Below are 12,195 nucleotides of genomic sequence, written 5' to 3'. Positions count from 1 at the left end.
AGGAGGTGATCGCGGAGGCGGCGGGCTTGCCGGGCGTGGACGGGTCCTCGGTGTCGTCCGGGTCTCCGGTGTCCCCGTCGGCCAGGGCGTCGTGCACCGCGGTGTAGGACGCCTTCTTGGCGTAGTTCTCGTCGTAGATCAGGGCCGCGCCCTCACCGGAGAAGGTGTCCGGGACCCAGGAGTGCTTGTCGGTGAAGCCCCAGATCGTCACGCCGGAGCAGCGGCTCACCGCCAGGCAGGCCTTGACCACGTTGGAGTAGTAGGTGGCCTGCGTGGCGTCCTTGGACGAGCTCCGGGGCATCTGCATCCGGACGTCGATCTCGGTGACCCGGACCTCCACCCCCAGGTCGGCGAAGCGCTGCATGTTCTCCTGGATGTTCGGGAAGCCGTACTGGATCGCCAGGTGGGACTGGAAGCCGACGCAGTCGACCGGCACGTTCTGCGCGCGCAGCGTCCGGACCAGGTTGTACATCGCGGTGCTCTTGGCGTTGACGCCCTCGACGTTGTAGTCGTTGATGCAGAGCTTGGCGTCGGGGTCGGCCGCCTTGGCGTACCGGAAGGCGTCGGCGATGTAGCTCTCGCCCAGCTTCTGGTACCAGAACGAGTTGCGCAGGCTGCCGTTCTCCTCGAAGACCTCGTTCACCACGTCCCACGACTTCAGGACGGGGTTGCTCGCGTAGCGGCCGGCGACCCTGCTGATGTGGTTCTGCATGGCCGAGCGCATCTCGGTGGCGCCGAGGCTCTGCACCCAGTTCGGCGTCTGGCTGTGCCAGACCAGCGTGTGCCCGTGTACCTGCTGGCCGTTCTGCTCGGCGAAGGCCATGATCTGGTCCGCGCCGCTGAAGTTGAACTGGTTCGGGCTGGACTCGGTGGCGTCCCACTTCATCGCGTTCTCGGCCGTGATCTGGTTGAACTCCGTGGCGGCGATGTTGCGGTAGGCCGTCTCACCGGCCAGCGGCGAGGTGGCGACCGCGGTGCCGATGAACTTGCCGTGGGCCTCGGCGTGGACGCGCAGCGGCGACGACGCCTGCGCCGGGGAGGCGGGCAGCGCCACGACCGCGGCGGCCGGGAGTACGGCGAGCACTCCGGCCGCGACCGCTCGGTGGAGTCTGGACAGTTCAGGCATGGTGTTCCTTTCCCGTGGTTCAGAAACTTGCTGGTTGGACCCGAAATTTTCGGAGGCAGGCCTAGGGGAGGGGGTACGGCCCGGCGGGGCCGTACCCCCAGGGGAGGGGTCAGGAGATGACGGGGGTGGGCGGGGTGCCCGAGCCGCTCCAGGAGCCGATGAAGCCGAAGGTGGTGGAGCCTCCGGTGCCGACGGTGCCGTTCCAGGCGGCGTTGGTGAAGGTGTGGGCGTTGCCGGAGGCCGACATGGTCGAGCTCCAGTTCTGCGAGACGGTCACGCCGGAGGGGAAGGTCAGCGTGGTGCGCCAGGAGGTGACGGGTTCGGCGCAGGTGATCGTCACTTCGCCCTGGAAGCCGCCCGGCCAGGAGTTGGCGGTGCGGTAGGCGGCGGTGCAGCCGGTGCCGGTGGAGGGTCCTTCGAGGGTGGTGAAGGTGGTGGTCTCGGAGGCGGCGGAGGTGTTGCCGGCGGCGTCGCGGGCGACGACGTGGACGGTGTAGGCGGTCTCGGGGGTCAGGCCGGTGAGGGTGGCGGAGTTGGTGGTGGTGGAGGTGAGCTTGGTGGTGCCGCGGTAGACGTCGTAGCCGGTGACGCGGACGTTGTCGGTGGAGGCGGTCCAGGTCAGGGTCGCGCCGGAGGAGGTGATCGCGGAGGCGGCGGGCTTGCCGGGCGTGGACGGGTCCTCGGTGTCCTCGGGGTCGCCGCCGCCGTAGATCTTCGCCTCGACTGCGGTCTGCGCGATGCCGTCGGGACCGTTGAACAGCCGCCGGCCCCAGCTGGTCAGCCTGCTCACGTCGAAGCCGGTGACCTGGTCGAGATACTCGACGCCGCCGCCGTTGCCGCTCCAGGACCAGCCGAAGTAGCCCAGGCCGCGCGCCTGCGCCTGGGCCATGATCGTGTCCTCGTCGGGGTTGCCGTCGGAGTGGTCGTGCCCGAACTCGCCGACCACCAGCGGCAGCCCGGCCGTCTGGAAGGCCTGCATGTACGCGGTGACCTCGGCGGCGGTGTCGAACACGCCGTACATGTGGATGGAGAAGATCGTGTTCTTGTCGGGGTCGGCGGCGGCCACGGTCTTGGCGTTGTCGCGCATGGTGAAGGACCAGTCCTGGCCCCAGTTGGGGGCGTCGACCATGAGCGCGTGGTCGAATCCGGCGGTGCGCATGCGCTTGATCGCGGCGGAGGTGGCCTCGGTCCAGCCCGGGGTGACGGCGTTGTTGCCGATCGGCTCGTTGCCGATGTTGATGATGACGTAGTCCTCCTGGCCGTCCAGCGCGCTCTTCACGCCGACCCAGTAGTCCACCGCCTGGTCCAGGGTGTAGGCGCCGCTCTGCTCGCCGTACCCGGTGGTGTCGTGGTTCTCCAGCACGCAGATGAGCTTGTTCTGCTTGCACAGCGAGACGACGTTCGCCACGTCGGCGGTGTCGTTGGGCGTCCACCGGCCGCCGCTCAGCACCACGCGCACGGCGTTGGCGCCCAGGGACTTGATGCCGGCGAAGGAGGCCGTCTGGCTCGTGTACCAGGTGTGCGCGTGGGAGGTGCCGCGCAGGACGAGGTCGCTCCCGTCCGCTTCGACGATCTTCGTCCCGCTCACGTGGATGCCGGTGGCGGCGTGGGCGGGGGTGATCGCGACGATCGATGGGACGACGAGTGCGATGAGGAATGCGGCGAGAACCGCCAGTCGTGCTCTCATTACCTGCCTCTGGTGGGGAGGGTGGGACCCGGCCGGGCGGAGGGGTCCACTACGCCGGCCGGGGGCTCTGAGGCCCGCGGAGCCGACGGGGCCGCCGGCTTCCGCGGGCTCGTCAGCTCGCGGTGCAGGACACCGGGGACGGGACGCCGTTCGCGCCGCTCTGGCTCGCGGTGAAGCCGAACGAGGCGGACGCGTTCGGGGCGAGCGCGCCGTTCCAGGCGACGTTCTTCACCGTCACCTCCGCGCCCGTCTGGGTGTGCGCGCCGTTCCAGAGCTGGCTGATGACCTGGCCGTCCGGGAACCGCCAGGTCACGGTCCAGCCCTTGATGGCGGCCGCGCCCGCGTTGGTGACGGTGACCTCGCCCTGGAAGGCGCCCTGCCAGCCGTTGCCGACCTTGTAGACGGCGGTGCAGCCGCCCGCCGGGGCCTCCGTGGTGGTGAACGAGGTGCTCTCGGACGCCTCGGAGGCGTTGCCCGCCGCGTCCCGGGCCACCACGTGCACGCTGTACTCCGTGGCCGGGGTCAGGCCGGTCAGGTCGTAGGAGGTGCCGGAGGCGGTCCCCACCTTGGCGGTGCCGCGGTAGACGTCGTAGCCGGTGACGCCCACCTCGTCCGTGGCGGCGGTCCAGGTCAGCCTCGCCGTGCTCCCGGTGACCGCGGAGACGGCCGGCTTGCCGGGCTTGCTCGGCGGGGTGTCGTCGTCGACCGGCGGCGGCTCGTCGCCGGGCGGGTTCCCCCAGATCCGCTCGGTGCCTGCGTAGACGGTGATGTTCTCCACCCGGACCGGGGTCGCGCCGGGAGTGGTGGCGACGCCCTTGTACGACCAGTCGTTCGACGGGTCCCAGGTGCCGGAGGAGGCGAGGCGGAACTGCACCTCGCGCCGGTGCTGGGACTGCCCGGCCGGGGAGATCGAGGTGCCGGAGCAGTCGATCGTGACGTAGTAGGTCTTGCCGGACAGCAGGGTCGGGCCGGTCGGCGGCTTGCACTGGGTGTAGGCCGAGCTGACCGTGATCTGGCTCGCCGTGGTGTCGCCGTCGAGGGTGAAGTAGTAGCGGAAGGAGCCGTCGTCCAGGTTCCTGGCCGGCCAGGCCGACTGGTTGCGGACGATCGCCTTGATCTCGGTGAAGGCGCTCCCGGAGGCGTTCACCCCGGCCTCGATGAAGATCTCGGGGCCGTCGGGGGTCTCCTCCGCGGGGAAGCCGCCGCCGGGCTCCCGCCGTACTCGCCGTACAGCCGCGCCAGCGCGCTGGTGAAACCGGCGTTGTAATCGGTGGCGACCTCGTTCATCACGTAGTCGTCGCGCCTGTCGGTGTAGGCGTCGTCGGGGTCGGGCGGGCCGCCGACGAGCGCGCCGTACAGGGTGTGGCGGGTCTCGACGGGGTTGGTCTGCTGGTCGGTCCAGGAGCCGTGCGCGGTGCGGTGGTGCGGGTTCTTCGGCGGGTTGGCGCCGAATCCGACCACGTAGGACGACTTGCGCGGGTTGTCGCCGAGCGCGTAGTCGATCTGGCGCTTGGCGAAGTCGTGGTAGCGCGCCTTGCGGGTCGCGTCGGTGATCGAGTCGGCGTGCACCAGGGCCGCGAACGAGGTGTTGGCGGCGTAGCGCAGCGACCCCCACCGGTCCAGTACGGCCTGCCCGCCGGGCGAGTACCTGATCTTCTGCCCGTTCACCCCGACCGTCCAGTAGTCCAGCCACCGGTTGCGTCGTCGAGGTAGCGCTGCTTGCCGGTGAGCTTGTGCAGCAGCACGTAGGAGCCGTAGGACTTGTCGTCCCAGGCGATCGTCCACTTGTAGGACTTCGTGGTGCTCTGCGGCTCGGTGCCGAGGTTGTCGTAGTACGACTCGGCCTTGGCCAGGTAGGCGGCCTCGCCGGTGGCCCGGTGCAGCCAGATCGCGCCCCAGACCAGCTCGTCGTTGTAGCCGCTCCAGGAGTTGTAGTAGCCCTGGGCGTCGGTGATGCACTCGCTGTACTTCTTGCGCACGGTGTCGGCGAAGGCGTACAGCTCCCGCGCGTGCTCGACCAGCGTGTCGGCGTAGGCCGCGTTCGTCGGGCGGAAGACGATCGAGGAGGCGGCCATCGCCGCCGCGGTCTCCCCGGCCAGGTCCGACCCGCCGCAGGTGGCGTCGATCCTGTAGGCGGGCCGCTCCATCTGCATCGCCTCGGCCGGTCCCCACCAGGCGTGGTCCTTGCCGCCGTGGCCGACCTGCCCGTAGAGCACGTTCGGCGACGGGTGGGCCTTGATGAAGTAGTCGTTGACGAACCTCAGGTTGTTCAGCAGGTGGGTGAGCTGCCCGGAGTCGGCGTAGGCGTCGCGGTACTCCACCGCGCCCCAGGCCAGCATGGTCGTGGTGAACGCCATCGGCAGGCCGAACTTCACGTGGTCGCCCGCGTCGTACCAGCCGCCGGTCAGGTCGAGCCCGGCGTCCTTGCCGTCGTCGAGCGCGGAGTCGCCGCGCCAGCCCACCCGGTTCCAGTCCGGCAGCTTCCCCGACTGCTGGGCCTCGTAGAACCAGAGGGACTTCTGCAGCGCCTCGCCGTAGGCGAACTCCGCCGCGGCCGTCGTGGACGCCGAGGCCGTCGATGACGCCGCGGCGGTCGCGGCGGGCACCGGGACGGCCGCCAGGGCCGCCAGCGCGAGCACCGCCATGGATCTCTTCATCGGTGGGGGGTGCCTCTCGGGGAGAAGGTGGTGCCCGGGGCGCGGCGGCAGGTCAGGGATGCCGCCGCGCCCCGAGGTCTTTCAGGTGCCGGGTCCGGGGTCAGGTGCCGGACCCGGCGTCGGGGGTGCCGGGACGTCAGGTGACGTCACGGGACGTCAGGTGACGTCAGGGGAACAGCCGGCCGTACTCGGCGAGGGCGACGGCGACGTCGACCTGCGCCCAGAAGCGGTGGTAGTTGAAGGTCGGCGCGGGGCCGGTGCCCTTCAGGTAGGCGTCCACCTTCGGCCAGTCCGGGTCGTTCTTGTAGAAGGAACGGATGGACAGGAAGGTCGAGTTGCTGTCGATCACGTCGCCGTTGGGCATCTTGCCGGTCCAGCCCGGCGGGACGTAGACCGGGTCGTTGAGCCGGTTGTAGTCGGCCTTGGTCTCCACGGTCGAGACGCCCTTGGCGTCCTGGTTGTTCTTCCACATACCGTCGAGCAGGCCCTTGGCGACGTTCTGCGCGTTCGTGTCCTTGGCCCTGGCCGCGTAGTACATCAGCACCTTGGCGTAGGAGCCGGCCACGCCCACGTCGGTCGTGTAGTCCCGGACGCTGACGTGCAGGCCGGAGTTGGAGCCGGGGTTGGCCGGGTTCCAGGTGTCGGGCTGGCCGGTCCACACCAGCGTCGAGGGCATCTGGTAGGTGCCGTCGGCGTTGATCGTGGTGTTGTCGGTGGCCCACTTGACCCACTTGTCCAGCACGACCTTGGCGTCGGCGTTGCCGGTCGCGTAGTACAGCTCCGCGACCCGCTCCATCGACCACGCCTGGAAGCCGAACCACTGGTTCGACGGCGGGTCGTGGTAGACCGGCTGCCAGTCGTAGGCCATGCCGTAGAAGGTCGGCAGGGTCGACGGCGGGCTGGCGTAGTGGCCCTGCCAGCTGTTGGTCGCGCCGCCGGCGATCGCGCCCTCACTCGACTGCAGCCAGCGGTAGAACTCCAGCTGCCGCTTGGTGCTGGTGGTCCAGTCCGCCACGGCGGTCGAGCCCTTGGGCTTGAGCGCGTCCACGCTGGACAGCACCCAGGCGGCCATCGGGTTCTGGTAGCCGGAGTGGTTGTGGCTGGAGCCGATCCGCCAGGCCCAGCCGGCGGCCGGGTCCGCGGCGCCGCCCCAGGCGTAGTACCAGCTCAGCAGGTAGGAAGCGCTGTCCTTGCCGGTGCCGGCCGCACACGAGGTGCTGGTGCAGCCCTGCTTCTTGAAGTACTTGTCGTACATCGCGTAGCGCAGGTAGTCGCCCATCTTCGCGGCCTTGGAGACCGTCGAGGAGATCTGCGACTCCTTGCCCTGCTCCTTGGCCCAGGTGTGCGCCCAGTAGGCCACCTGGACGGCGCGGGCGTCGGCGTCGGGGGCGTTGGTGTACTTCCACTGCTTGGCGTAGGAGGCGTCCCCGGTGAACAGGTCCAGGAAGCCGTTCTTGCCGCCGTGCGCGAACGTGTCGCAGGACGGCTGCGGGATGGTCTCGAAGACCGACTCCTCCGGGCCGCGCTGGTAGGTGTTGATGTAGGCGGGCTTGGTCGTGCCGTCGCCGCAGCGGCCGAAGCCGTAGGTGTTGTCGACGTCCAGCAGCCAGTGCATGCCGTACACGTCGCTGGTGCCGTAGGCGCTCTTCAGCTCGTTGGCGATCGGGTCCACGCCGACGGAGACGCCGCTGTCCAGCTTCGACGGGTACTGCTTGATGTCGTCCCACTCACCGGCGTAGGTGGCGGGCTTGGACGGGTTGTAGAACGAGTTCGTCGGCTGGTCGGCGGTGGAGGGGATGATGTACTTCTCCATCGAGGCCCAGGCCTCGTTGAACTTGCTCCAGTCGCCGGTCACCTTGCCGTAGGCCGCCTCCAGCCACAGGTAGTAGCTGTAGGCCTCGGAGGTGGTCTCGTGCCCGTGGTCCGGCGCCTCGACCAGGAAGGTCTCGACCGAGTGGTACGGCACGCCCTCGGGCGAGAAGTAGCCGTTGGCCGGGTCCTTGATCTTGTTGTACATCGTGGTGAAGCGCTTGATGTACTCGTTGTCGCCGCCGGTGGAGTCGTTGTCCACCTCGGTGGCGGCCACCTTCGCCGCGGTGTGGCCGGTGGCGCTCGCGGTGAACTCGGCGCTGCCGGAGGCCTGGTCGGCGTCCTCGGCCGCCTCGATCTCCACCGTCTGCGCGGTGTTCCAGTTGGCCGGGGTGAACGTCAGTGAGGCGCCGGAGCCGACGGACAGGTCGGCGTCGCCGGAGGTCCGGGCGGTCGTCACGGTGACGTTCGCCGCCGGGGCCTTGGAGAGCTTGACCGAGACGGTCTCGGAGTCGCCCTCGGGGACGGCGACCGAGGCCGGGCTGACCACCACGGCGGGCGTGCTGTCGGCCGAGACGGTGATCCCGACCGGGTCGGAGGTCTTCGCCAGGCCCTTGTCGTCGGTGGCCTTGGCGGTGAGCGAGTAGCTGCCCGCCGCCACGCCGGTCCAGTCGTAGGCGTACGGCGCACTCGTGTCGCTGCCCAGCAGCGTGCTGCCGTTGTAGAACTCGACCTTGGCCACCGTGCCGTCGGCGTCGGAGGCGTCGGCGGTGATCTCCACCGTGGCGGGCGCGGTGAAGCCCGCCCCGGCGGCCGGCTTGGTGAGCTTCACCGACGGGGCCTGGTTGCCGGGGTCACCGCCGCAGGTGGTGCCGTTGATCGTGAAGGCCGCCGGCTTGGGGTTGCTCCCCGACCAGCTGCCGTTGAAGCCGATGCTGGTGGAGGCGCCGGTGGCGAGCCTGCCGTTCCAGTCCATGCTCTTGGCGGTGACGGTGCTGCCGCTCTGCGCCCAGGTGGCGCTCCAGCCCTGCACCAGCTTCTGCGAGGCGTTGGGGAAGTCGAAGCCGAGGGTCCAGCCGTTCAGCGGGTCGCCCAGGTTCTTGATCGTCACGCTGGCGGTGAAGCCGCCCTGCCAGTCGTTGGTGGAGTAGGCTACGTCGCACGAGACGGCCGCGAAGGCCGGTGAGGCCGCCAGGGCGGTCGTCGTGCCGGCCGTCAGGCTGAGCAGGGCGAGGGTCGCGATCCGTCTCCGACCGCGTTGCCAACGGTGTGGGAGCGCTCCCGCTCTGATGGGGGATCTGTACATCGAAAAGGTCCTCCAGGGGTGGACCCGTCGTGATTCCGCTGGTGACGGCCTCGCGTCGGATCGGGCAAGGGAGAAGATGGGTGGGAGCGCTCCCAAACAGGATTCTGGAGTGCGCCCCCGGGATGTCAATGGCGTGTATCCCCGGTTACACCGGCGTTTCGTGTCAAGGGCCACCAGGCTGCGGCGATCCGGCCGGGGTGATTTCCCCTCGGTGAAACTTTCAGCCGAGCGCTTGATCGGCCTCCGGTACGGTGGCCCGGCCCGGCTCGGACTCCGGACCGGCCTCCGGTACGGCGGCCCGGCCCGGACTCCGGACCCGCCGCCGCACCGGAGGCGCGGCTCATCCGCCCGAGCAGGCGACCTCGGCCGGTTCGCCCTGCGGTCCGTTCGCGGTGAAGCCGATGGTGACCGACTGCCCGGCGGGCAGGTTCGGGGCCCAGGCGGGTCCCTTCGCCGTCCAGGTGGTCCCGGAGGCCGTCACGACGGCGTTCCAGGCGCTGTTGAGCGTCACGCCCGCCGGCATCTTCCAGGTGGCCGTCCAGCCGTTGAGCGCCGAACCGCCGTTCTTGACCGTCAGCTCGCCCTGGAAGCCGCCCTGCCAGGAGTTGACGAGCTTGTACGACGAGGTGCACGAGGCCGGGTCCACCGTCGGGGTCACGGTCGGGGTGACCGTCGGGTCCGGGCCGTCGTCGCCCACCGGCGGGATCAGGTAGGGCTGCAGGATGTCCTGCTTGTCCTGGTTGATCGAGGTCCAGTCATCCTTGGCGATACCGCCGGTGTCACCCGAATTCGGGTTCCATGACCAATAGGTGAACGACATGCCGTTCACCCCGGTACCGGTGTACTTCATCAGCTCCTGGAGCCAGACCTTGTCCACCGCCGCCTGCATGGTGGTCCCGAACTCGCCCATCATGATCGGAGCGATGTTCTCCTTGTGCAGGTAACCCCAGTACCTGTCCCAGATCGCCGGCATGTTCGCCGGGTAGGACGGGTCGTCGAACCAGTCCTGGCGGTAGACCGAGGTGGCGTACTCGTGCGGGGAGTAGACCAGCCGGTTCGGCACGCTGAGCCGCACCGGGAACTCCTTGGCCTTGGAGAGGTTCCCGCCCCACCAGCCGCAGTCCTCGTCGTTGCTCGTGTCGTTGTCCCAGACGTTGGACAGGCCCCCGCTCGGGCAGCTCACGCCCTCCACGAAGATCAGCCAGTTCGGGTTGACCGAGAGCACCGCGTTGCCCGCCCGCTCGGCGGCCAGCCGCCAGTCGCGGGCGGGGTCGCCGCAGCCCCAGCAGGAGCCGGTGGCGGCCGGGTTGGTGCCCTCGGCGTGCGGCTCGTTGTGCAGGTCGGCCCCGATGACGGTGGGGTCGTCGGCGTAGCGCCGGGCGAGCATCTTCCAGTCCTCGATCCAGGTGCTCTCCGGCGTCGAGGCGACGTACCAGAGCGCGGACTGCCCGGCCGCGGTCGGGCGGTGCCGGTCGAGGATGATCCGCATGCCCTTCTGCCCGGCGTAGTCGATCACCATGTCGAGGATCTGCAGCGGGCTCTTGCCGACCAGATCGGGGTTGACGAAGTCGTTGACGCCGCTGGCGGTCGCGCCCGGTTTGAGCGCGTCGTTGGAGAACGGCACGCGCAGGGTGTTGTAGCCGAGCGAGGCCATCTTGTCGATCTGGCCCTTCCAGGGGTTGCTCGACCACAGTCCGTGGAAGGTCTTGTTGTCGGTCTCCATGCCGAACCAGTTGATTCCGGTCAGCCGGACGGTCGCCCCGGTGCTGTCGACGATCTTGTTGCCGGAGGTGTGCAGGTAGCCGGTACCGGTCCCGGCCGCCGCCCCCGCGGGGAGGAGCCGAGCGCGACGGCCAGCGCAGCGGTGGTCGCGAGCGCCGCGGAAGCGGCCGACCACCTGCGGACACGCAGGACTTTCATGAGATGCCCTTCGAGGACGGGATCTGCTCGCGAGGCGGGAACCTCGTGGTGGATGGGGGTGCGGCCGGTCGCGTCGTCATGGTTCGGTGCCCGCCGGGCGGGCGTCAACCGTTCCCCGCGCGGCCCGGAGCCTCCCGGCGGGGTGCGCGACCCCCTCTAGCTCGGCCGGTACGGCTCACACGGCGGGACGGGCCGGGTGAAAGTTTCATCCGCGCGGTCCTTGACCGAGTGCGGTTCGGACGTGTCCGTCCGGACGGGGAACACGCGCTCCACCCGGGGCTGTGTTCGCTTGATCGCCCCTGTACGTTAGGCGGTAACGGCCATCGCGCCTGTCGCAACACCACGGCCGCTTCCGCGGTAGAGCTCGAAGGCAGGCGAACATTGACGAAGTTGTCCATCGAGGTGATCTCCCACCCCGCCTGCGCCGTCATCTCCGTCTCCGGAGACCTGGACAAGGTATCGGCCCCGCAACTGGAGAAGACGATCTCGGAGGTGCTGGGGGCCGGGCACGTCCACCTCATCGTGGACGTCTCCGCCCTGGGGTTCTGCGACTCCACGGGGGTCTGGCTGCTGCTGGCCGGGCTGCGCCGCTCCTTCGAGGCCGGAGGGTGGCTCCGGCTGGCGGGTGTCCGGGGGTTCCTGCAGCGGCTCCTGGAGCTGACCCGGCTCAGCGAGGCGTTCCCCACCGATCCGACCGTCGCCGAGGCCATGCTCCACGTCCCGGCCCGGCGCTCCGGCCGGGCCCAGCCCCCCACGCCGGCCTGACGGGCCCTCCTCACCCGGGGCCTCTCCCCGCAGAGGCCTCCGTCCCCGGCCGGAGGCCGCGATTCCGCCTGAGGGCTTTCCCGCCTGAGGGCTCCGTCCCCGGCCGGAGGCCGCGGTTCCGCCGCACGCACCCGCTCCGGGAGCCCCGTCCGCCCGGGGACGCGGCGGTGTCCGCGTCCCCGGGCGGGCCGTACTCATCCGTCCAGCAGCACCGCCATGGTCGTGAGCTGGGCGTTCAGCGACTTGTGCAGCCGGCCGGTGAGGGAGCCCTCCCGATGCCGGTCGGCGATCTTCTGCCGGACCGGGGTGAGGTCCTGGGCGCAGCAGACGCTGTTGGCCAGCACCTGCCGCAGGTCCAGCGCCACGTCCTGGCGGATCTCCCCCCTGCCTGCGCTCTGGGCCAGCAGGGCGTTGAAACGCCGTACGCTCTGCTCCAGCGTGAGCCGTTCCGTCCGCGGGTTCTCCACCAGCAGCACCGTCGGTTCCGCGCTCGACTCCCCGGCCCCGCCGGTGCCGGCCTCCTGATCCCTTTCGGTGTCGGTCTCCCGGTCCCGTCCGGTGTCGGTCTCCCGGTCCCGTCCGGCGTCCGGGGCCGCGGTGGGCCGGCCGGTCGGTGCTCCGCCGGTCCCGGTCCCGCCTTCCGGCGGCTCCCCGGAAGAGGGAACCGGAACGGGGTCCTTCGTGAGGGCTGGACCCGGCTGCGCGGCGGCCGAGGGAGGTGACGGCTCCGTTCCGCTCGCCGCCGACCTGATTCCAGACCAGGAAGCCGGTGACCAGCGTCAGGGCGGTGACGGCCGCCGTGCGATGGACGATCAGGCGCCGCGCAGAGCCTCCCGCCCTCCTGCGCCTGGCCCGCGCCGCCGCCAGACCGTCGGCCACCTCCTGCGCCCCCGGATCACCGAATCGGTCTCAGGCTGAGTCGGAG

At 70.1% G+C, this 12,195-nt stretch carries 6 protein-coding genes and 1 pseudogene; 1 reads left to right on the top strand and 6 read right to left on the bottom strand.

Translation table 11 applies throughout. The features are described 5' to 3' along the window. The 5 genes and pseudogenes from ACWJ6R_RS13170 to ACWJ6R_RS13150 all read right to left on the bottom strand — a co-directional run. Window positions 1-1,126: endo-1,4-beta-xylanase (locus ACWJ6R_RS13170; RefSeq protein ID WP_449062491.1), on the bottom strand; the 1,126-nt coding region annotated here is incomplete at its 3' end. Window positions 1,127-1,235: 109 nt separating this feature from the next. Beyond that, a complete protein-coding gene (locus ACWJ6R_RS13165) occupies window positions 1,236-2,813 on the bottom strand; it encodes a cellulase family glycosylhydrolase (protein WP_449062490.1) in 1,578 nt (525 codons plus the stop codon). A gap of 112 nt (window positions 2,814-2,925) precedes the next feature. Then, a pseudogene (locus ACWJ6R_RS13160) lies at window positions 2,926-5,470 on the bottom strand (glycoside hydrolase family 9 protein). Between the two features lie 166 nt (window positions 5,471-5,636). Beyond that, complete coding sequence (locus ACWJ6R_RS13155; RefSeq protein ID WP_449062489.1) at window positions 5,637-8,585, bottom strand: glycoside hydrolase family 48 protein; 2,949 nt, start codon at window positions 8,583-8,585, stop codon at window positions 5,637-5,639. A 340-nt stretch (window positions 8,586-8,925) separates the two neighbouring features. Continuing rightward, window positions 8,926-10,482 carry a cellulase family glycosylhydrolase gene (locus tag ACWJ6R_RS13150; protein WP_449062488.1) on the bottom strand — a complete coding sequence of 519 codons (1,557 nt, stop codon included), beginning with the start codon at window positions 10,480-10,482 and terminating at the stop codon, window positions 8,926-8,928. A gap of 404 nt (window positions 10,483-10,886) precedes the next feature. On the opposite strand from ACWJ6R_RS13150, the gene ACWJ6R_RS13145 reads away from it, so the two are divergent. Further along, entirely contained in the window at window positions 10,887-11,270 is a 384-nt protein-coding gene (locus ACWJ6R_RS13145; protein WP_449062487.1) for an STAS domain-containing protein, read from the top strand. 194 nt (window positions 11,271-11,464) lie between these two features. On the opposite strand, the gene ACWJ6R_RS13140 is transcribed toward ACWJ6R_RS13145, so the two are convergent. After that, complete coding sequence (locus ACWJ6R_RS13140) at window positions 11,465-11,746, bottom strand: hypothetical protein (RefSeq protein WP_449062486.1); 282 nt, start codon at window positions 11,744-11,746, stop codon at window positions 11,465-11,467. Window positions 11,747-12,195 lie beyond the last annotated feature (449 nt).

Source organism: Planomonospora algeriensis (genome assembly GCF_977012225.1).
This window is presented reverse-complemented; position numbering and strand designations above follow the sequence as displayed.